The following is a 21996-nucleotide window of genomic DNA, read 5'->3' as shown; positions in this document are numbered from 1 at the left end:
GTTCGCCATGTTCTATGTCTGCCGGGCAGCGCGGGGGCGCGTCTTGTCAATCGCAAAAGCATCCGGTACGCCCCACTCATGACAGTTACCGTTCGTTTCGCCCCGTCGCCAACCGGCCGCATCCATATCGGCAATGCGCGCACGGCTCTGTTCAACTGGCTGTTTGCCATGAACAACAAGGGCCGCTTCATCCAGCGCTTCGACGACACCGACATTGCCCGCTCGAAGCAGGAATTTTCAGACGCGATACTCTACGATCTGCATTGGCTGGGCATTTTCCCGGACGCCACCGAGTACCAGTCGCGACGCTTCGAGATCTATGACGCAGCGGTCGAGAGGCTGAAGGCATCAGGCGTTCTCTATGCCTGCTACGAAACGCCGGAGGAACTGGATCTCAGGCGCAAGGTGCGCCGCACGCGCGGCCTGCCGCCGGTCTATGGTCGTGAGGCGCTGACGCTGACCCAAGAGCAGATCGCCGAATACCAGGCCGATGGCCGCCGGCCGCACTGGCGTTTTCTCCTCCCCAATTTCTCGGGCGATCCGCAACAGCCGGAACGCACCGAAATCCACTGGAACGATCTGGTGCGCGGCGAGGAAACCGTCGACCTCGCCTCGCTTTCCGATCCGGTGCTGGTTCGCGAGGACGGCACCTATCTCTATACGCTGCCCTCGGTGGTCGACGACATCGAGATGGGCGTCAGCCATGTCATCCGTGGCGACGACCACGTCACCAACACCGGCGTGCAGATCGCCCTGTTCCATGCGCTGGATGCCGTGCCGCCGGTGTTCGGCCACCACAACCTGTTGACCACCGCATCGGGCGAGGGACTATCGAAACGCACCGGCGCGCTCTCCATCGAAAGCCTGCGCGAGGACGGCATCGAGCCGATGGCCGTCGCCTCGCTGGCTGTGCTGGTCGGCACCTCGGAGAATGTCGCGGCGGTGCCGACTATGGGCGAACTCGCGGAGCGCTTTGATCCTGCGGCGACATCGAAATCCGCGACCAAGTTCGACCCTGACGAGCTGTTCGTGCTCAACCGGACACTGCTGCATCATATGCCGTTCGCCGAGGCGCAAGACCGGCTGATCGTGCTAGGTGTTTCGGGCGAGCAGGCCGAACCGTTCTGGCTGGCGGTGCGAGGCAATCTCGATCGGCTGGCCGATGCGGTCAACTGGTGGCGTATCGTGCGCGAAGGACCTCAGGAGAAGCCGGAATTTTCCGATGACGACCGCGATTTTCTTGGTCAGGCCTTCGATCTGTTGCCGGAGGAACCCTGGAACGGGACGATCTGGAAAGACTGGACGGGCAAGATCAGGGAAGCGACCGGCCGCAAAGGCAAAGCCCTGTTCATGCCGCTCAGAACAGCCCTTACCGGACTGCCTTCGGGGCCGGAGCTTGCAGATCTATTGCCGCTGATGGGTCGGGAAGGAACGTTGGCCCGACGACCCTGATTTTGCGCTGTTCCGGCGGCAGCGCGGACACCGGCGAGGTCACCGGCTTGGCGGAAAGCCGTTTTATGGCGTCGCGGTCGAGTCCGCCTTCGAGATTTGCAAGGGTTTCCGGATCAACGCCCGGGTCTGGCTTGGAAACGGGGATTGGGATGAACGGTGCAGCGTCCGTTTCGGGCTGCGATTGCTCCGGGCTTGGCGGGTTGCCGGCGATGATCTGGAAGCCCTGCGCGGCGGCGTTGCAGCCGCAAGCCGGCGGCCGCGACATGTCGGGCTGCTTGTAGAGATAGGCGGTCGGCAATTCGCTGTAGGGCCGGCCGGTGACCGACGACGTCATCGAGGCCGAATCGTCGTCCATGCCGCGCGAGTAGAAAACCTGCATCTCGGTGCCGGGGCAGCTCGATTCGCAATTCTTCTGGTCGCGTTCGAAATCGCCTGCCGAGGCCGAGTTCGACATCGGAAAGAAGTAGCCGTCGCAGGTGCGCACACAGGAAGTGTGGAATTCACCGCCGACGCTCGGAAAGTCCGGTACGCCGGGCCGGTTGAGCACCCGGCGAATGTCGCGCTCCTCGCCGGGATCGTCAGGCTGGTCAAGTGTATTATCGAGCGTATCGAGCTGCTGGCTGTTGCCGCCGAAAAGCTGGTCGAACAGGTTTGTGCTGCCGCCGTCGCGGTTGGCTTCCTGGAGGGGAGCACGGCGTGGCGCAACAGTGTCGTTACGGCAGCCATTGGCATCAAGTGCCGCCAGGATGCGTCCGCGGTCACGGCGCGAGCCACCGCCGGCCATCCGCTCGCGCTTGTTTTGCAAGGCGTCGAGATTGGCATTCATGCGGTCGATTGTAGCGTTGAGCCCGGCGCATTGATTGAGGTTGCGGCCAAACAGCGAGAAGCCGCACCCGGCCCGGCTCGCCTGGCTGCGGGCTTTTGAGATCTGCTCATGCTGCCTGGCAATTGCGGAATCGTATTTCCTGATTAGTGCCGGACCACCACCGCCACTGCGTGAGGCCGCGGCAAGATCGGCCTCCAACTGGCGGCAGACCCGCGACGCGGCCTGCGGTTCGGCCACCCAGGCGCTGGACAGCAGGAGGCCGAGCAGCACGGCAGTATGCGCCTGCTTCCACTCTCCGCTTGCCATCCGCCCAAACTCCGCCAGCCCAAATCCCGCCCGTTGGCCCGCAAGGCTACCGTGTTCGCGGTTAACTGCAGTTTACCGCGAAATCCGCGTTCAGCCCAGATTGACGACCGCCTGCGCCTTATGGGCGGCTTCGACCACGGCAAGCGCCGTCATGTTGACCACGCCGCGCGAGGTGACCGACGGCGTCAATATGTGCGCCGGCATGTCCGTGCCGAGCAGGATCGGCCCGACATGCAGCGCATCCATCATGGTTCTGAGCGCGGTCAGCGTGATGTTGGCCGAATCGAGGTTGGGAAACACCAGCAGATTGGCCTCGCCTTTCAGCCTGGAGTGGGGATAGACGCGCTGGCGCAGATGCTCCGACAAAGCAGAATCGGCATGCATTTCGCCGTCGCACTCCAGCTCGGGCGCGATACGCGCCAGGATCGCCGCCGCTTGCCGCATCTTGAGCGCGCTGGGTGAATCGCGCGAGCCGAAATCCGAATGCGACAGGAGTGCTGCCTTCGGCTCGATGCCGAAGCGCTGGATTTCTTCCGCCGCCAGCACCGTCATCTCGGCGATCTCCTCGGCCGTCGGATCGACGGAGACGTGCGTGTCGGTCAGGAAAATGATGCCGCGCTGCGAGATCAGCATGGACAGCGTCGAGAGATCACGATCCCTAACGCCGGTGCGCGGGCCGATGATCAGGGTGACGTTGCGCAGATGCCGCTCGAAGCGGCCTTCGAGGCCGCAGACCATGGCGTCGGCATCGCCGCGCTTCAGTGCAAGCGCTGCGATCACCGTGTTGTCGGTGCGCACCATTGTGCGCGCGGCCTCCGTCGTCACGCCGCGCCTGCCGGCGAGTTCGATCAGCAGGTCGACATAGTGGCGATAGCGCGGATCGTCTTCCGGATTGATCAGGCCGAAATCGACACCGGGCTTGATGCGCAAGCCATAGCGTTTCAGGCGCACTTCGATGACATGCGGGCGGCCGATCAGGATCGGCTCGGCGATGCCTTCCTCGAGTACCACCTGGGCGGCGCGCAGCACGCGTTCGTCCTCGCCGTCGGCATAGATGACGCGCTTGGCGCTCGACGCCTTGGCGGACGAGAAAACCGGCTTCATCACCAGGCCGGAGCGGAAGACGAAGCGGTTGAGCTTGTCGATATAGGCGGCGAAGTCGGTGATCGGCCTGGTCGCGACACCGGTGTCGCAGGCAGCCTTGGCGACCGCCGGGGCGATGCGCAGGATCAGGCGCGGATCGAACGGCGAGGGGATCAGGAACTCGGGGCCGAAGATCGGCGTCTCGCCGGAATAGGCGCGGGCGGCGACATCGGACGGTTCCTCACGGGCAAGGGCTGCGATCGCCCGCACCGCCGCCATCTTCATCTCCTCGTTGATGGCGCTGGCGCCGCAGTCAAGCGCACCGCGGAATATGTAAGGAAAACACAGTACGTTATTGACCTGGTTGGGAAAATCGGAACGGCCGGTGCAGATCATCGCGTCGGGACGCGCCGCACGCGCCACCTCCGGCATGATCTCCGGATTGGGGTTGGCCAGCGCCAGGATCAGCGGCTTCGGCGCCATGTGCTCAAGCAGTTCCGGCTTCAGCACGCCTGCCGCCGACAGGCCGAGGAAGACGTCGGCGCCCGATATGACATCGGCCAGCGTGCGCGCCTCGGTGTCCTTCACATAAGGGTCTTTCCAGCGATCCATCTCGTCGGTGCGGCCCTTGTAGGCGACACCGAAACGGTCGGTGACCCAGATGTTTTCGACACGCGCGCCGAGCGAGACCAGCAGGTTCAGGCAGGCAAGGGCGGCGGCGCCGGCACCGGAGGTGACGATCTTGATGTCCGATATGGTCTTGCCGGCGAATTCCAGTCCGTTGAGCACGGCGGCGGCGACGATGATGGCGGTGCCGTGCTGGTCATCGTGGAACACCGGAATTCCCATGCGGGCCTTCAACTGCTCCTCGACCTCGAAGCACTCCGGCGCCTTGATGTCCTCGAGGTTGATGCCGCCGAAGGTCGGCTCCAAAGCCGAGATCGTCTCGACCATGCGCTCGATGCCGGGCGCATCGATTTCGATGTCGAAGACGTCGATACCTGCGAACTTCTTGAACAGGACAGCCTTGCCCTCCATGACCGGCTTGGAGGCCAGCGGGCCGATATTGCCGAGGCCGAGCACGGCCGAACCGTTGGAGACGACACCAACCAGATTGGCGCGCGCGGTATAGTCGGCGGCGGTCGCCGGGTCGTCGCGGATTTCCAGGCAAGGGGCGGCGACACCAGGCGAATAGGCGAGCGCGAGATCGCGCTGGTTGCCGAGCGGCTTGGTCGCCTGGATCTCGAGCTTTCCCGGCCTAGGGTGCTTGTGGAAGTAGAGGGCGGCTTCGTCGAGGTCCGAACGTGCCGTCTTTTTGCTCTCGCCTTCCATGCGGCCGCTCCCTCGAAATCTGCCTGGAGATTCCCTTTTAGCATGCAGCCGAGGTTTTTCGCGACGCTAATTGACGCGCCGCCAGCTTTACCCTGCGGCGCATAGAAAACCATTATCTATCAAGTGCTTATGCCGATTTTATAGCAAATGCTTGCTGCTGGTTGGCAGGCGCGTCGATCAAAAGGCGCTGACGTAGAGACCGCCATCGACCGGTATGTTCTGCCCGGTCAGATAGCCCGCATGGACCGAGCACAGGAAGGCGCAGATCTGGCCGAATTCCTCCGGCGTGCCGAGCCGCTTGGCCGGAACATCGGCGCTGATGCGTGTCTTGCGGGCTGCTGCGGCGGCAGGATCCTCTGATGTGCCGGCCTCGTGCGGCCCGCGCAGCCGGTTGGTGTCGAGCTTGCCTGGCAAAAGACTGTTGATGGTCACGTTGCGATCCGCCACCGTCCGCGCCACGCCGGCCAGGAACGAGGTCAGGCCGGCGCGCGCACCGGACGACAGGTCGAGGCCGGGAATGGGCACGTAGACCGACAGCGACGTGATGTTGACGATGCGGCCGAAGCCGCGCGCCGCCATGCCGTCGAGGACAGCCTGGACCAGCTCGATCGGCGTCACCATGTTCTGGGTGACGCCTTCGAGGATCTTTTCGCGGTCGAGCGTGCGGAAGTCGCGAAGCGGCGGTCCGCCATTGTTGTTGACAAGGATATCCGGTTCCGGGCAGGCCGCGAGCAGCGCCTTCTGCACCTCGGGCTTGGAGACGTCGCCAACGACTTCCGTCACCGTGACGCCATAGCGCTGGCGCAACTCCGCGGCGGTTTTCGCCACCAGCTCTGCATTGCGCCCGTTGACGACGATGTCGCAGCCGGCCTCGGCCAGCGCCATGGCGCAACCGCGCCCAAGTCCCTTGCTCGAAGCGCAAACAATGGCCTTCTTCCCGCTGATACCGAGATCCATGATGATTTCTCCTTGTGGCCCGGCGGCAAGCTAGTCCTTCGGCTGGACCAATCGCAACCGTCATACGGTTGTTGCATGAATCGGGGCATAGGCTCTCGCGAAAGCAAGGGTGAAATCGCGATGTCCGGCCAAGAGCCCCGCACTTTTCGCAGCATGTTCATTTCCGACGTCCATCTGGGCTCGAAGGCGGCGAAGGCCGAATTCCTGATCGATTTCCTTAGACATCACGACGCCGACATCATCTACCTGGTCGGTGACATCGTCGACGGCTGGCGGCTGCGGCGGAGCTGGCACTGGCCGCAAAGCCATAACGACGTCGTGCAAAAATTGCTGCGCAAGGCGCGCAAGGGCGCCAATATCACCTACATCGCCGGCAACCATGACGAATTCGCCCGCCAGTTCCAGGGCGTGCATTTCGGCGGCATCGTTGTCGCCGACCGCGCCATCCACGAGACCGCCGACGGCAAGCGCCTGCTCGTCATCCATGGCGACCAGTTCGACACCGTCGTCCACAATGCGCGCTGGCTGGCCTACCTCGGCGACCACGCCTATGACGCGGCCATGCTGGTTAACCGCGTGGTGACGCGGCTGCGCCAGCTGCTCGGACTGCCGTACTGGTCGTTCTCCTCCTGGGCCAAGGTCAACGTCAAGAAAGCGGTGAACTTCATCGGCTCGTTCCAGACCATGCTTGCGGACGAGGCGCGCCGCTCGCATGTCGACGGCGTCATCTGCGGCCACATCCATCATGCCGTCATCGAGAATTTTGGCGATGTCCAGTACATCAACACCGGTGACTGGGTGGAAAGCTGCACGGCTGTGGTCGAGCATTTTGATGGCCGGATGGAAATCCTGACCTGGGCACAGGTGCTGCCCGAGGCGCCGGACGAGCCCTTTATCCCGTTGCTCATCGAAGACCGGGTTGGGCAGGCGGCATAGCGCCGGCGTTCGTCCTTACTCCGGGATCAATCGATTAGTCCAACCGGTTTCGCCCGGTTTTCGCCCATGTTAAGGGATCGATACGCGCTGCCATCCGGCCGAGTGCAGCGTTATTGGATCGATTCATGTCCCTGCCGCCGCTTTCGCCCGAACAACTCGTCAAGCCGCGCCATTTCGAACTGCGCATGAGCCTGATTTTCGCGACGCTGTTCGTGCCGCTCGGAACGCATCTGCCATATTTCCCGCTGTGGCTACAGGCCAAGGGTTTTCATGCCGAGCAGATCGCCGTCATTCTGGCGGCCCCCATGTTTCTGCGCGTGGTGACGACGCCGTTGCTGACCGCGTTGGCTGATAGTGCCAAGGATCGCGCCGATGTCTACGTCGCGCTGGTAGCTGCGTCGCTGCTTTTGTCGGCCGGTTATTTCCTGACGCCGACCTACGCCATGGTGCTGGCCGTTTCGCTGGCGCTGACCATCGTCTGGACGCCGCATTCGCCGATCGCCGATTCGCTGGCGCTTTCGGGTGTGCGCCGCTTCGGCTCGAACTATACGAGCATGCGCAAATGGGGCTCGATCTCCTATCTGCTCGCCAATGTCGCCGGTGGCTTCATCCTGTCGGCAACCGGCTCGCGGGCGGTTCCGGTGATCATTATGGTGGCGTTTGTCGCGGCCCTTGCCGCCGGACTGCTGGCGCCACGTCTTGGCCGTCCGCGGCGCGCTTCACCGCTGTCAGCCACAGACATCCAGCACGCCGCGCCGAAGCTTCTCAATCCATATTTCCTGTATTTTTCGATCGGCGTCGGCGTCATCACCGCCAGCCACGCATTCCTCTACGGTTTCGTCTCCATCTACTGGAAATCGATCGGCCTCAGCGATTCGGTTGTCGGCCTTTTGTGGGCTTGGGGCGTGGTGTCGGAAGTCTGCATGTTCATGATGTTCACCCGCTTTTTCGACCGGTTCTCCGTCGTGTCGATCATGGTGATGGCAGGGATCGGCTCGATCGTGCGCTGGATCGCCTTTCCGCTGGTCTGGCCGCTCGGGCTCGGCGTTGCCGGATTTTTCGGCGTCCAGTCGCTGCACTCGGTTTCGGTGGCGTTGGTGCTGATCGGCCTGCAGAAGATGATCGGCGAAACGGTCTCCGAGGAGCGAACCGGTGCCGCGCAAGGCATTGCCTATTTCTCCAACGGCTTCTTCATGGCGGTGGTAACGCTGGCGTCCGGCCCGCTTTACGAGCGTTTCGGCGTCGACGGCTTTTTTGCCATGATCCCGATCGCTTTGATCGGACTGGTGCTGATCGGGTTTGCGGCGCGCTCAGCCCCACAGCGCCGTATCAGGCGGTGACACCAGCGATCCCTGATAGACAAGGCTTGGCACACGGTCGCGGGCAAGCAGCAGCGGACCGTCGAGGTCGACGAAATCTGCATCCTGAGCGAGCAACACCGCCGGGGCCATCGCCAGCGACGTGCCGACCATGCAGCCGACCATGACGCCGAAACCGAGTTCGCGGGCGCGATCGCGCAGCACAAGGGCGGCTGTCAGGCCGCCCGACTTGTCGAGCTTGATGTTGACGGCGTCGTAGAGGCCAACAAGAGCTCCGAGGTTCTTCACCTCATGCACGCTCTCATCGGCGCAGATCGGCATGGGATGCGCGATATGGCCCAGGATCTCGTCATGGCCAGCCGGAAGCGGCTGTTCGATCAGCGCGATGCCTTGCTCGGCGGCGAATGCAAGGTTCGCAACGATGTTGTCGTCGTTCCAGCCCTCATTGGCGTCGAGGATGATTCGGCTGTCGGGTGCCGCTTGCCTGACGGCGCGGATGCGGGCGATGTCGTTGTCGCCACCGATTTTGACCTTGAGCAGGGGCCGCGCCGCATTGGCGCGGGCCTGCGCTGCCATCGCTTCCGGTTCGCCGAGCGATAGCGTGTAGGCGGTTTCGAGCGCCCGCAATGGAGCGGCACCGATGCTGGATGCCACCGGTTTGCCGCTCTGCTTGGCTTCGAGGTCCCACAGGGCGCAGTCAATAGCGTTGCGGGCAGCTCCGGCCGGCATGGCATCGAGCAAAGCGGCCCGGCTGATGCCGCCGGCGATCCGGTCGCGCATGGCCTCGATCGCCTCGCGCACGCCGTCCATGGTCTCGCCATAGCGCTTGTAGGGAACGCATTCGCCACGGCCGGCGTGGCCGCCCTCGCTGATCGTGCAGGAGATCACTTCGGCTTCGGTCTTGGAACCGCGCGAGATGGTGAAGGTTCCGGCGATTGGAAAACGCTCGGCCTCGACCGAAATGACACGCGCCATATTTTTCTGCTCCTGCTATGCGACAAGCGTTGTCGGCAAATCGACAGGTCAGACCCGTCAGGCTAAACAGGATGCCATGTTGACCATCGGCAAGCGCGACGCAAGCGGCACGACCGCAGGGGAGGCTGACCACGAACCGCGCGTGGCAATCGGCGAGGAGGACGGCGTTCTCGGCTGCGCCTTCTCCGGAATCTGGACGACACGGACCGTCGCGCTGATCGACGCCGACATGCGCAAGATCGAAAAACGAAGCGGCTTCAAAACCTTGGCGCTCGATGTTTCCAAGATCGAGAAGATGGACACCGCCGGCGCCTGGCTGATCGACCGGCTGGTCAGCGCCTTCGAGAAGAAGGGCGTCGAGATCCAGATGCAAGGCCAGAGCGAGATCGCTTCGATCCTGCTCGACGCGGTGGGCGAGGCCGTGCGGCGCGAACCCGAATCCGGCGCTGCCGGTCCGCCCAATATCGTCATCCGCGCGCTGGAGGCGGTCGGCCGCCGCGTCTACGAGATGCGCGACGACTTCCTTTCCTCGATGAACATCCTCGGCGCCACCATCCGGGGCGCGCAGATGAAGCTCGGCCGTGGTCATGCCGTCAACCCGGCGGCGATCTTCAACCAGATCGACCGCATGGGTGTCGGCGCCATTCCGGTGGTGGTGCTGATGTCGGCGATCGTCGGTGCCATCGTTGCCCAGCAAGGCGCCTATCAGCTCAGCTATTTCGGTGCCGATATATTCGTCGTCGACCTGGTCGGCGTGCTGATCCTGCGCGAACTCGGCGTGCTGATGACGGCAATCATGATCGCCGGCCGCTCCGGCAGCGCGATCACCGCCGAGATCGGCTCGATGAAGATGCGCGAGGAGGTCGACGCGCTGAAGGTCATCGGGCTCAACCCGATCGGCGTCCTGGTCTTTCCGCGGCTGGTGGCGCTAGTCATCGCCTTGCCGTGCCTGACCATCATCGCCAATTTCGCCGCACTCGGCGGCGGCATACTGGCTGCCTGGCTCTATTCCGACATCGCGCCGGCCGCCTTCCTCGACCGGCTGCGTGTCGCCATCGATCTCAGCACGATTTTCGCCGGCCTGATCAAGGCGCCGTTCATGGCCATGATCATTGGCACGATTGCCTCGGTCGAAGGCATGAAGGTCGGCGGCAGCGCGGAATCGCTCGGCCAGCACGTGACAGCCTCGGTGGTGAAGTCGATTTTCGTGGTCATCATCCTCGACGGGCTTTTCGCCATGTTCTACGCAGCGATCGAGTTCTGAAATGAAGCTGCGGCGCAGGACAAAGACGATTGCGGTGGCGGACGATGCGGGCGAGGGCGATATCGTGCTTTCCGCGCACAACATCAGCGTCTCCTTCGCCGACAAGCTCATCCTCGACAAATTGTCGCTCGATATCAGGCGTGGCGAGATCCTCGGCTTTGTCGGCGCCTCGGGTGCCGGCAAATCCGTTCTGTTGCGAACCATCCTTGGCCTGACGCGCAAGCAGTCGGGGACGATCAAGCTGTTCGGCGTCGATGTCGAGAAGGCCAGCGAAGTGGAGCGTCTGCGCATCGATATGCGGCTTGGCGTGCTGTTCCAGCACGGTGCTCTGTTTTCGGCACTGACGGTGCAGGAAAACGTCCAGGTGCCGATGCGCGAATATCTCGACCTGCCGAAGAAGCTGATGGATGAGCTGGCGCTGCTCAAGATCGAACTGGTCGGATTGCCGCCGGACGCGGCGCAGAAATTTCCGTCCGAACTTTCCGGCGGCATGATCAAGCGAGCGGCGCTGGCGCGGGCGCTGGCACTCGACCCCGATATCGTCTTCCTCGACGAGCCGACATCGGGCCTCGATCCGATCAGCGCGGCGGAGTTCGACGAGCTGGTGGTCAAGCTGCGCGATACGATGGATCTGACCGTCTACATGGTGACGCACGATCTTGACACGCTTTTCACCGCTTGCGACCGCGTGGCCGTGCTCGGCAAGAAGAAAGTGCTGGTCGAAGGCACCATCGACGACATGCTGAAGAGCGAGGAGCCGTGGGTAAAGTCCTATTTCCGCGGAAAACGCGCTCGGCAACTTGATCTTGCCGCGCGCGCATAGCCATAAGTGGGACAATGGAAACCAGAGCCAATTACGTCATTGTCGGCATTTTCACGCTGGCCGCGATCCTGGCGGCGTTCGCCTTCGTCTACTGGACGGCGGCGATCGGCGAAAAGGGCGAGACGACGGTGCTGCGCGTGCGCATTCCGGGTTCGGCGTCCGGGCTTGGCCGCGGCAGTTTCGTGCTGTTCAACGGCGTCAAGGTCGGCGATGTCAGGCGCGTCTATATCGACGTCGACAATCCGACAGTCGCCATCGCCGACACCGAGATCGATCGCCTGACGCCGATCACCAAGTCGACGCAGGCCGATATCGGTCTTGCCGGCCTCACCGGACAGGCCAACATCGAACTCAAGGGCGCCGACCCCAAGGAAGTAAAACTCCTCGACCAGGCGGAAAAGGAAGGCAAGGTCGCCGAGATCGTCGCCAACCCGTCGGCGGTAACCAACCTCTTGCAGACAGCGCAGAACATTTTTACCCGCGCCGACAAGGTGCTCACGGAACTCGAAGGCTTCACCAAGGACGTTCGCGGGCCGCTGACGCAGACCGTGCAGAACGTGCAGACCTTCTCCGATGCGCTGGCCAAGAATTCCGACGGTATCGACAAGTTCCTATCCGCCGCCAGTGCGTTGTCCGACGAGCTGAAAGGCGTTTCCGGCAAGCTCGACGGCACGCTCAAGGCAGCCGAAGGCCTGCTCAACGCCGTCGACAAGGACAAGATCAAGAGCATTGTCGCCAACGTCGATACGGTGACGGGCAACCTCAAGGAGACTTCGAAACAGCTCGACGGCGTGATCAAGAACGTCGATACGGCCGTCGGGTCGGTCAACGATTTCGCCAAGCAGACGCAAGGCACGCTGACGAAGGTCGACGGCGTGCTCGACGGCATCGATCCGGCGCAGGTGCGTTCCGCACTCGCCAACATCCAGAAGGCCAGCGAAAACGCCGACAAGGCGGCCGCCGACATCGCAGAAGTGACCGACAAATTCGCCAACCGGGCCGACGACATCGACCAGACGATCAAGGATGCCAAGCAACTCGCCCAGCGCCTCAACGATGCCTCGGTGCGCGTCGACGGCATCCTCGCCAGGGTCGACACCTTGCTCGGCTCGGGTCAGGCCGATGGCGTGATGGCCGACGCCAGAGCCACGCTGAAATCATTCAAGCAGGTAGCCGACACGCTGAATGCGCGCCTTGGCGTCATCACCGACAATCTGACGCGCTTCTCGGGTCAGGGGCTTTCGAATGTCGAGGCGCTGGTGCAGGACAGCCGCCGTTCGATCAGCCGCATCGAGGAGGCGGTGACCGATCTCAGCCGCAATCCGCAGCGCATCCTTTCGGGTGGCGAAGGCGAGGTAAGGCAGTTCGATGGCAGGGCGCGACGTTGACTTCGGCGTCGACGCACCCCAGAAACATGAGCCGCGAAAGCGGCATGATCTTACGATCCGGGGACAACGGGGATCGCGCGTGAAGTCTGTGTGGTTGAGAACGGGCGGGTTGACATCGGCTGCGGCACTGCTTGCCCTGACGCTGGCCGGCTGCGCGGTGTTTGGAGGCAAGCCTGCGCCACTCGACACCTTTGAGCTGTCGGCGCCTTCGGTTGATGCGCGCGGCCACAGCCGTCGCCAGATCCTGATCGCGCAGCCGTCGGCGCTCAAAGCACTGGACAGCCAGAACATCGTCATCAAGCCATCGGATCGCTCGATCCAGTATCTCAAGGGCGCGCAATGGGCCGACCGGCTGCCGCTGATCGTGCAGGCGCGGCTGGCCGAGACGTTCCAGCGTTCGGGCAGTTTTGCCGGCGTCGGCAAGCCGGGCGAGGGCCTTGCGATCGATTATCAGGTGATCGTCGAGGTCCGTTCGTTCGAAGTGAGCGTCGACGGCGGCGAACATGCCGAGGTCGACCTGTTCGTGCGCATCCTCAACGATCGCAATGGCGAGGTGCGTGCGTCGAAGAGCTTCACCGCCTCCGCGCCCGTTTTGGGCAGCGGCAATCCGGCCTATGTCAGTGCGCTCGACAACGCGTTCGGCGATGCCGCCAAGCAGATCGTGCGCTGGACGGATTCGGTGATCTGATTTCGGTAAAGGTTTGATCGCACAGCACTTCTGCCAACTCCGATGTCAGAGGCACTGCAACGGACGCGGCGCCGTTGATGTGCCACAATACAAGTCGGTCGACATGAAAAAGGCGGGAAATTTCCCGCCTTTTTTGTTGGTTACCCTATCGGTCGATCAATGCAGGCGGCCGCTGGCGTGGGCCAGCATGGTGTAGACTTTGCCGGTGTCCGACGTCAGGTAGGTCTGCGCCATGATGTTGTCGCGGTCGTTGCGCGAGACATCCTTGAGCAGCTTCTCGAAATCGTCGCAGTAGCGGTCGACGGCGGCGCGGAACTCGGCCTCCGCCTGATACTTGCGACGGATCTCGTCGAACGTCTGCTGGCCCTTCAGCGTGTAGAGCCGCCGCGTGAACACGTCACGTTCGCCACGCCGGTAGCGGTTCCACAACTCGATCGAAGCTTCGTGATCGATGGCTCGCGCGATATCGACGGAGAGCGAGTTCAGCGATTCCACGACATGCAGGGGCGAGCGCTGGGCAGGGGCCGCGCGCGGTGCTTCCGCGGGCGCCGAGGGTGCTGCGGACCTTAGGTCCTCGTCGTTCGACGCCGCGGTCAGGAGATCGCGCACCCAACCGCCCTGAGGCGTACGTGCATCACCACGCTGGCGTGGTGCCGCCTCGGCGGGGCGCTCAAGGTCGAGCGTGCCGCGCAATGCAGGGCCGCCCAACGGCGCCTGAGGGGTGCGCAGCTCCGGCTGCGGTGCCGGCGGTGCGCGCCGCGGCGGCTCGGCGGTGCGTGCGGCCGGCGCTTGCGGCGCCGGACGCAGATTGCGGGGCTCGGAGCCATCACTGCTGCGACCGGACTTCGCAACGATGTCCGAAAGCTCCTTCAGGGCGTTGATCTGCTCGGAGACGGCGCGGCGGATGGCCGAGGTCGATTCCTTTGCCTCTTCCGGCATCTCGATGACGCCCTTCTTGAGTTCGGCGCGGGTGAGGTCGAGTTCGCTCTTGATCGAGCCCGCGGTGCGCCGCATCTCCTCGGTCGCATCGGCGAAGCGCTTGGTAGCCGAATCGACGACGTCGGTGATGGCGTTGCGGATCTTGTCGGCCGACTCCATCGTCTTGCCTTCGGCGTTCTGCAGCGTCTGGCCGACGAGATTTTCGAACGAGCGCATGACCCTTTCGAGATCTTCCGATTTCTTGACCAGGCCGACGGCGAGATCCTCGAGCGACGACTGCCGTTCGAGCGTGTGCTCGAGGTTGCTCTGGGCCGAACTCAACAGGTCCGAAGCGCTGGACAGCAGACGGCTGTGTTCGTCGAACTTGGTGGCGATCGACGCGACCTCGCGCAAGGTGGACGACGACAAGTCCGTCAGCCTTGTGGTGTTCGAATCGACCAGTCGCGCCGAACTGGCGAAGGTCTGCGCGGCTTTCTCGGTGGTGGCGGCGAAGCTTTGCGTGCTGCCGCTGAGGCGTTCATCGACCTCGCCGAGATTGACTGCAGCCTGCTCGATCAGCTGACCGAGCTGCGAGCTGGACTTGGTCATGCGGCCGATGAGGTCGGCGACGCTGTCGGACAGTGACGAGCGGGCGCCTTCGACCGCCGACAAGGTCTCGGCAGTACGACTGGCGAGCGCGTCGACAAGTGCGGCATTCTCGCTGCGCAGCTTCTCGGCGGCGCGTTCGGTGACCTCTTCCATGCTCTTTTGCAGTTCCGAACCGCCCTGGGCGAAGCGCTCGACCAAAGGCCGTGCGGTTTCGTCGAGGATCTTCGACATTTCGGCCGAACGCGCTGCAAGCATGGTGTTGAGTTCGCGGGTGTTGGCGCCGATCGTCTTGGCGGCATCGTTGGTGCTCTGGCCGATATGCTGGCCAACCGCGGTGAAGGTCTCGGCGATTACATTGGCGCGCGAAACGAGTTGCGCCTCGGCATTCGACACCTGCTCGTTGAGCTTCTGGCCCATCGTCTCGGCCGTATGGGCGAGGCGGTTCTCGACGCCTGAGACCTGCTCTTCGACACGGGCGGCCGCGGCCGCCGCGCTCGATGCAAGCCGCTCGTCGGCGCCGGCAAGCGCCTGCTCGATTTCGCGGGCATGCACGGCCATTTCCTGACCGGTCCGCCTTGCACGTTCGGCGACCCTTTGCTCGGTATCGGTAAAGGCGCCGACGATGGTCTGGGCATGCTCGCCGATCGTGGTGGTGCTGCTGGCGATGCGCGTCACCAGGCGCTGATCCGCGTCGTCGAAGATGCGGCCGATTTCCGAGGCGCGGCTGGACAGTGCTTCCGAACCTTCGGCGATGCGCGAGACCAATTGCTGGTCGGCTGCATCGAAGATGCGGCCAAGGTCCGAGGCACGGGCGGCAAGCGCTTCGGCCGATTCGCCGATGCGCATGCCGAGCCGTTGGTCGGCGCCTTCGAAGTTGCGCAGGATATCGCCGGCGCGCGCGGCCAGCGACTGGGCCGTTTCGATGGCGCGGGCGACCAGCTTCTGATCGGCTGCATCGAACGTGCCGGCGATCTCGCTTGCACGGGCGGTCAGATGATCGGCGGTGTCCTGAGCCCGGGCGGTCAGCTGGTCAGTGGTTTCCTGGGCGCGGGCGGCGAGCTTCTGGTCCGCCACGTCGAAGGCGCCGGCGATCTGGCTTGCACGAGCAGCCAGCTGATCGGCGGTTTCATGGGCGCGGGCCAGCAGCGAACTGGACGTATCGTCCGCGCGGGCAAGCAAGGCGTTCGACGTATCTTCCGCACGGGCGTGCAGGCGACGGTCGGCGTCCTCGAAGGTGCGGGCGATATCTTCGGCCCGTGCCAGCAGGGCGGCAGAGGTCTGCTCGGCGCGCTCGGCGATCTTGCGGTCGGCGTCACTGAACGCGGCACCGGCCTGCTCGTGCAGCGTGCTGGTGACTTCCAGAACCTTTTCGCGCAGGGCGCCGGCGACAAACACGGCACTCTTCTCGAGCACGGCGCGAACGTTGTCGACGCCTGTCGAGAGCGCACGTTCCATGGTGCCGGCGCGCTCTTCGATTATGCCGGTCTGACGGCTGAACGCCTGCTCGATCTTCTCGACATCGGCAGCGATCGCGTCGGAAATGCCGGTGCTCCTGGCGGCTATCTGGTCGATATGGCCCGACAGCGAGCGGTCAACGTCCTTGCGGGTCTCGGCGAGCTTGCCGAGATCGTCTTCCAGCGCGCGGGTCAGCATATTGCGACCCTCGGACAGCTTGCCGACATGTCCGGCAATGACATCGTCGATATCGCCGCGGCTTTCGGTCAGCTTCTGCAAGTCAGCTTCGAGGGCGCGTTTGAGAATGTCGCGGCCTTCGGCCAGTTTCTCCACCTGACCAGCGACCAAACCGTCGATGCTGGAGCGGCTTTCGGCCAGCTTGGCCAGATCGGCTTCCAGCGCGCGCTTGAGAATATCGCGGCCTTCGGCGAGTTTCTCGACCTGGCCGGCGACCAGGCCATCGATGCTGGAGCGGCTCTCGGCGAGCTTGGCCAGGTCGTCTTCAAGCGCCTTCGACAGGGTCGAGCGTTCCTGGACAAGCCTTTCCGCGTGGCTGTTGACGAGGCCGCCGACGTTTTCGAGGTCGGCCTCAAGTGACCTCGACAAGGTCGAACGGTCCTGGGCGAGCCGTTCGGAATGGCTGTTGACCAGGCTGTTGACGCTTTCGAGATCAGCCTCGAGCGCCCGGGCGAATTGTGCCCGGTCATCGACCAGTTTCTGCGACTGGTCTGCAATGGTTCCCTTGATCGCATTGAGGTCGGATTCCAGGGCGCGCCGCAGGATATCTCTACCCTCAGACAACTTTTCGACCTGACCGGCGACCAGCCCGTCGATGCTGGAGCGGCTGTCGGCCAGCTTGGCGAGATCGTTCTCGAGCGCCTTGGACAGGGTCGAACGGTCCTGAACCAGCTTGTTCATGTGGTCGGCGATGACGCTGTTCACATTCTGCAGGTCGGCTTCCAGGACCCGCGAAAGCTGCCCGCGATCCTCGGCCAGCTTTTCCGACTGGCTCGATATGACGCCCTTGATCGTGTTCAGATCGGATTCCAGAGCCCGTTTGAGAATGTCACGGCCTTCCGCCAGCTTCTCGACCTGACCAGCGACGAGACCGTCGATGCTCGAGCGGCTCTCGGCAAGCTTGGCAAGGTCGGCTTCGAGCGTCTGCGACAGCAGGCTGCGGTCTTCGGCCAGCCGTCCCGAATGGCCCTCGATCAGGCCGCGTATGCCGGACAGATCGCTGTCGAGCGAGTGGGAAAGCTGCGTGCGGTCTTCCGCCAGCTTGGCGGAATGGGTTTCGATGAGGTTTTTGATGCCTATAATGTCGTTTTCCAACGCCTTGGCGAGCACGGCGCGGCCCTCCGCGATCTTCTCGACCTGACCGGCGACAAGACCGTCGATGTCGGCGCGGCTGTCGGATAGTTTGCCGAGATCGGCTTCCAGTGCGCGCGACAGGATGTTGCGGCCCTCGGCGAGTTTTCCGACGTGTCCGGCAACCATTTCATCAATGATCGTACGGGCTTGCACAAGTTTCCCGGAGTCTTCGTTCAGGGCCGTGGAGAGCCTGTTGCGGCCTTCTTCCAGCCTTTCGAGGTGGCTGCCGAGCGACGCATCGATGGCCGCCCGCGATTCGTTGACCTTGCGCAGATCCTCTTCGAGAGCGCGCGAGATCAGGCTGCGGCCTTCGGCCAGCTTCTGCACCTGGTTGGTCACCGCCGCATCGATGCCGGCGCGGCCCTCGGCGAACTTCGCCAGATCGGCCTGCATGGCTTCGGCCATGCGCTCGCGGCTTTCGGACAGCTTTCTGCTGTGGTTCTCTACGGCTTCCTCGATGCCGACACGGGCATCGGCGAGCCGCTGGATGTCGCTGTCGAACGAACGCGAGACGACGTGACGGGCGGCTTCCATGCGCCCGGCGAAGTCGCTGGCGCGGGCTTCGAGCATGGAGGAGGTCGAGGTGACGATGTCGGCCATGTCGGCGCCGATCTGGGTCTTGCCCTGATCGATCATCGCCGACAGCGTGTCCTTGCTCTCGGCAAAGGTGTGGGCGATTTCACGGGCGCGCTCGACCAGCGTCTCGTTGATCTGGCGGGCGCGGGCCTCGAGGGCCGCATTGAGCTTCTGCGTTCCGGTATCCAGCGCCTCGGCGCGGGTCTGGAACTCGCTGATCAGCGCCTGGCCGCGTTCGGCGAGCGTCCGCTCGATGCCGTTGAGGCTGGCCTCGAACTCGGAATTGAGGGTGCGTGCGGCACCGCCAAGCAGTGACACCATGCCGGTGGTGCGATCGTCGAGCAGATCGGTCAACGACCGTGTCAGGCCGTCCGTGGTGTCCGTCAGCTTGGCGATGCGGGTGTCGAGAAGGCTGGCGAAGGCCTCGCCGGAGGTCGACAGACGGTCGGTGATCGAATCGAGCCGACCTTCCACCGAATCGAAGATCGACATCGAGCTTTCGTTGATGCGGTCGATGAGCGTGTCGCCGGAATTGGTGATGGTCATCGACAATTTGGTCGACGCATTGAGGATCGAATCACGGATGATGTCGGAGGCGGCGCCGATCTCGTCCTTCAGCGTCTCATGCGCGCCGGTGATCGAGGCGCGGACGCGCTCTGCGTGCGTGACGACGGCTTCGCGCTCGCTGCCGAGCCCGTCGACCAGCGAGCGGATGCGGGATTCATTTTCGGAATAGGAGCGTTCGATCTGGTTGACTTCGCTGTGAACCAGCGTTTCCAGCTCGACGGCGCGGGCAAGCGTGCGTTCGATGCCTTCGCCCATGGCCGCGACCTCGCGACGAACGGCCTGGCCGATCATCATGACTCGATCCTGGGCAAGGTTTTCCGGTTCGGTCAGACGGAAGGCCACTTCGGTCATCGACTGGGCGGCAATGCGCATTTCCTGGGCGCGGCGAATCATGGCCGCGAAAGCCCAGAACAGGATGACGGGCACGATCGCCGCGACGGCGAGGCCGATCAACTCCGGACGGGCAAGGAACTGGTCAAGCGTGCGGATTCTCCAGATGCTCGGTCCGAAAAGGAGATTGGCCAATCCGCCGGCGCCGGCGAACCAGGCGAGCGAAACGAAGGCGACAACCCAGTAAATGGTGTTCGAGGCACGCCTGTTGAGGCTGTGCAGGAGCGTCTTGTAGTCCTTCTGGCGATCGTCATTGGCCGGCGCGAAACCCGCAGGCTGGGCGCCATTGCGTGTTTCCACGGGACGCAACTCGGCAGGCTTGGCCTTTGGCGCGGGTTTTGCGGCCTGGCTCTGATTGACCACGGGCTCCGGTTTCTGATCGCGTCCCTCGCGTGCCAGCTCGTCGGCGGCCTGAGATATCTGCGCTTCCAGATCCTCCATCGAAGCCGCGATGTCGAGGTCGCCGCTGCCGACATCATTGCTGAGGTCGAAATCAAGCGCCTTTTCCAGTTCCCTGGCCACTTCGTTGTCGAGAGTTCTCGTCGTTGGTTTCTTTGCCATGCCTTCGCTACCCTGTACTAGCTGCCGCGGGCTTATAATTCTGTTTGTCTTACCACGCGCAGGAGGCTGAAAATGGACCCCTCGTATCGTAATGACACAGGGGGGTAAAGAAAACATGCATTCCGCGGGATACGTAAAACTTTAAATATAAGGTTAACGCAACCGTGATTTCGGCGCCGTTTTCGCACCATTTTTCCGGGCCAACCATTAACCCGTTGTCCACTGGATTCGCTTAGGTTTTTGGGCGATCGAAGAAACGGAGTTCGAGTTCATGCGTGGCGAAAGCGGCATCGCCTTCTCAATGCCCGGGGGCGACGTATCCGGACCAAGACGGTCACGGCCGGTCGATTTGGCACACCTTGCCCGCCAGACGATGGGCGACCGCAGCCTCGAGCAGGAGGTGCTGGCGCTGTTTGTACAACAGGCGCTGTCGGTGCGCGACAGAATAGTCGACGCAGACATCAAGGACCGGCTTCTGCTCGCCCATGGACTCAAGGGCTCGGCACGGGGCGTGGGTGCCTTTGCCATTGCCGATTGCGTCACCGAGATCGAGCACCGGCCGGAAGACAACCAGACGCTCAAGCGGCTCGGCACGCTGATCGACGAAGTGCGCGATTTCATCGCCGCCATCAGTCGCTGAATCCGGCGCTAAACCCGGTTTGCGGAAAAACGTCACGAAGCGGCGCTTTCGCGCGGCAGTTGACTTGCTCGCCGGAGTGATTATCTCGGCTGAGACTCCCTTCAGGTGACAAATGACCAAGCTGACTTTCATCGCCCATGACGGCACACATTTCGACATGGACGCCGAGAACGGCTCGACGGTCATGGAGAACGCGATCCGCAACGCTGTGCCCGGGATCGAGGCGGAATGCGGCGGCGCCTGCGCCTGCGCGACCTGTCACGTCTATGTCGACGAAGCCTGGACGACTGAGGTCGGCGAGCCGGAAGCGATGGAAGAGGACATGCTGGACTTCGCCTACGAGGTCCAGCCGAACTCACGCCTGTCGTGCCAGATCAAGGTGCGCGACGCACTTGACGGCCTGGTTGTCCGCGTGCCCGCCCGCCAGGGATAAGCGCGGTATCTTTGCCAACTGATTTTTCCCGCTGCGGCTTGGCAGCGGAGCATTGGTCATGCAGTGTCCTGCTCTCTTCGCAGCGAGGCACATCGCATGACCGAAACCACCAAGACAGACGTGCTTATTGTCGGGGCAGGGCCGGTCGGCCTGTTTGCCGTGTTCGAACTCGGCCTGTTCGACATGAAGTGCCACCTGATCGACATCCTCGACCGGCCCGGTGGCCAATGCGCGGAACTCTATCCGGAAAAGCCGATTTACGACATTCCCGGCTGGCCCTCGATCTCGGCGCAGGGGCTGGTCGACAAATTGCTCGAGCAGATCGCGCCGTTCAAGCCTGATTTCACCTACAACCGCATGGTCTCCAGCCTCGAAAAGCTGGAGGACGGCAGTTTTCGCGTCACCACAGACGAGAACGAGGTGTTCGAGGCCAAGGTGGTGGTGATTGCCGCCGGCGGCGGCTCCTTTCAGCCCAAGCGTCCGCCGATCCCGGGCATCGAGCCCTATGAGGGCAAGAGTGTCTTCTATTCGGTACGCCGGATGGAGGATTTTCGCGGCCACGACCTCGTCATTGTCGGCGGCGGCGACTCGGCGCTCGACTGGACGCTCAACCTGCAGCCCGTGGCAAAGAGCGTGACTCTGGTGCACCGGCGGCCCGAGTTCCGTGCCGCGCCCGACAGCGTCAACAAGATGTATGCCATGCAGGAGATGAAACAGCTGGAGTTCCAGGTCGGGCAAGTGACCGGACTGACCGGCACTGAGGGCCAGCTGTCATCGGCCACCATCAAGGGACCGGACGGCGACGTCGAGGTGCCTTGCACGCGCATGCTGCCGTTCTTCGGCCTGACCATGAAACTCGGACCGATCGCGGAGTGGGGCCTCAATCTTCACGAGAACCTCATTCCGGTCGATACAGAGAAGTTCCAGACATCGGTGCCGGGCATCTTCGCGGTCGGCGACATCAACTGGTATCCCGGCAAGCTGAAGCTGATCCTGTCGGGCTTCCACGAGGTGGCGCTGATGGCGCAGGCCGCCAAGCGCATCATCAGCCCCGGCGAGCGCATCGTGTTCCAGTACACGACCTCGTCGACCAGCCTGCAGAAGAAGCTCGGCGTCTCCGGCTAACT

The 21996-nt window shown here is 63.3% G+C and carries 15 protein-coding genes; 10 read left to right on the top strand and 5 right to left on the bottom strand.

All coding sequences use genetic code 11. The annotated features are described in order from the left end of the window. Positions 1–78: 78 nt before the first annotated feature. Positions 79–1452: a glutamate--tRNA ligase gene (gene gltX / locus NKI38_RS11975; RefSeq protein ID WP_352657705.1), complete on the top strand. Its 1374-nt coding sequence runs from the start codon at positions 79–81 to the stop codon at positions 1450–1452. On the opposite strand, the gene NKI38_RS11970 is transcribed toward gltX, so the two are convergent. The 3 genes from NKI38_RS11970 to NKI38_RS11960 all read right to left on the bottom strand — a co-directional run bounded on the left by NKI38_RS11970 (position 1370) and on the right by NKI38_RS11960 (position 5956). After that, complete coding sequence (locus NKI38_RS11970; protein ID WP_352657702.1) at positions 1370–2584, bottom strand: DUF2865 domain-containing protein; 1215 nt, start codon at positions 2582–2584, stop codon at positions 1370–1372. The genes gltX and NKI38_RS11970 overlap by 83 nt on opposite strands. Positions 2585–2674: 90 nt before the next feature. Then, complete coding sequence (locus NKI38_RS11965; RefSeq protein ID WP_352657700.1) at positions 2675–4999, bottom strand: NADP-dependent malic enzyme; 2325 nt, start codon at positions 4997–4999, stop codon at positions 2675–2677. A 177-nt stretch (positions 5000–5176) separates the two neighbouring features. Then, complete coding sequence (locus NKI38_RS11960) at positions 5177–5956, bottom strand: SDR family oxidoreductase (RefSeq protein ID WP_352657697.1); 780 nt, start codon at positions 5954–5956, stop codon at positions 5177–5179. 120 nt (positions 5957–6076) lie between these two features. Between NKI38_RS11960 and NKI38_RS11955 the strand changes: the two genes are divergently transcribed. Further along, the gene (locus NKI38_RS11955) at positions 6077–6892 is read left to right on the top strand and encodes a UDP-2,3-diacylglucosamine diphosphatase (RefSeq protein WP_126068979.1); all 816 of its coding nucleotides are present in this window, start codon (positions 6077–6079) and stop codon (positions 6890–6892) included. 125 nt (positions 6893–7017) lie between these two features. Next, positions 7018–8232, top strand: a complete 1215-nt coding sequence (locus NKI38_RS11950; RefSeq protein WP_352657694.1) for an MFS transporter — start codon at positions 7018–7020, stop codon at positions 8230–8232. Here the strand turns inward: NKI38_RS11950 and dgcA are convergent. Then, positions 8203–9186: an N-acetyl-D-Glu racemase DgcA gene (gene dgcA, locus NKI38_RS11945; protein WP_352657691.1), complete on the bottom strand. Its 984-nt coding sequence runs from the start codon at positions 9184–9186 to the stop codon at positions 8203–8205. The two genes, NKI38_RS11950 and dgcA, sit on opposite strands and share 30 nt — an antisense overlap. A 76-nt stretch (positions 9187–9262) precedes the next feature. Here dgcA and NKI38_RS11940 point away from each other — a divergent pair, with 76 nt between their 5' ends. The 4 genes from NKI38_RS11940 to NKI38_RS11925 all read left to right on the top strand — a co-directional run bounded on the left by NKI38_RS11940 (position 9263) and on the right by NKI38_RS11925 (position 13349). Beyond that, entirely contained in the window at positions 9263–10450 is a 1188-nt protein-coding gene (locus NKI38_RS11940; protein WP_352627894.1) for an MlaE family ABC transporter permease, read from the top strand. A gap of 1 nt (position 10451) precedes the next feature. Then, a complete protein-coding gene (locus tag NKI38_RS11935; RefSeq protein WP_352657689.1) occupies positions 10452–11273 on the top strand; it encodes an ABC transporter ATP-binding protein in 822 nt (273 codons plus the stop codon). Between the two features lie 14 nt (positions 11274–11287). Next, positions 11288–12661 (top strand): MlaD family protein, encoded by a 1374-nt coding sequence (locus NKI38_RS11930; protein ID WP_352657686.1) that lies wholly within the window; start codon positions 11288–11290, stop codon positions 12659–12661. Between the two features lie 94 nt (positions 12662–12755). Then, positions 12756–13349: an ABC-type transport auxiliary lipoprotein family protein gene (locus tag NKI38_RS11925; RefSeq protein WP_502899296.1), complete on the top strand. Its 594-nt coding sequence runs from the start codon at positions 12756–12758 to the stop codon at positions 13347–13349. Between the two features lie 156 nt (positions 13350–13505). Here the strand turns inward: NKI38_RS11925 and NKI38_RS11920 are convergent, their stop codons facing one another. Beyond that, positions 13506–19796, bottom strand: coding sequence for an apolipoprotein A-IV repeat region-like domain-containing protein (locus NKI38_RS11920; protein ID WP_352657681.1), 6291 nt, complete (start codon positions 19794–19796; stop codon positions 13506–13508). Between the two features lie 271 nt (positions 19797–20067). Here NKI38_RS11920 and NKI38_RS11915 point away from each other — a divergent pair, with 271 nt between their 5' ends. From NKI38_RS11915 to NKI38_RS11905, 3 genes are all read left to right on the top strand, one after another. Then, a complete protein-coding gene (locus NKI38_RS11915) occupies positions 20068–20436 on the top strand; it encodes an Hpt domain-containing protein (RefSeq protein WP_352627889.1) in 369 nt (122 codons plus the stop codon). 112 nt (positions 20437–20548) lie between these two features. Next, a complete protein-coding gene (locus NKI38_RS11910) occupies positions 20549–20869 on the top strand; it encodes a 2Fe-2S iron-sulfur cluster-binding protein (protein ID WP_352657678.1) in 321 nt (106 codons plus the stop codon). Positions 20870–20965: 96 nt separating this feature from the next. Further along, entirely contained in the window at positions 20966–21994 is a 1029-nt protein-coding gene (locus tag NKI38_RS11905; RefSeq protein ID WP_352657676.1) for an NAD(P)/FAD-dependent oxidoreductase, read from the top strand. The last annotated feature ends 2 nt before the right edge of the window (positions 21995–21996 follow it).

The organism is Mesorhizobium sp. M0621 (assembly GCF_040320745.1).
Classification (GTDB): Bacteria; Pseudomonadota; Alphaproteobacteria; order Rhizobiales; family Rhizobiaceae; genus Mesorhizobium.
Note: the sequence above shows the minus strand (reverse complement) of the source record. Positions and strands in the feature narration are given on the sequence as shown.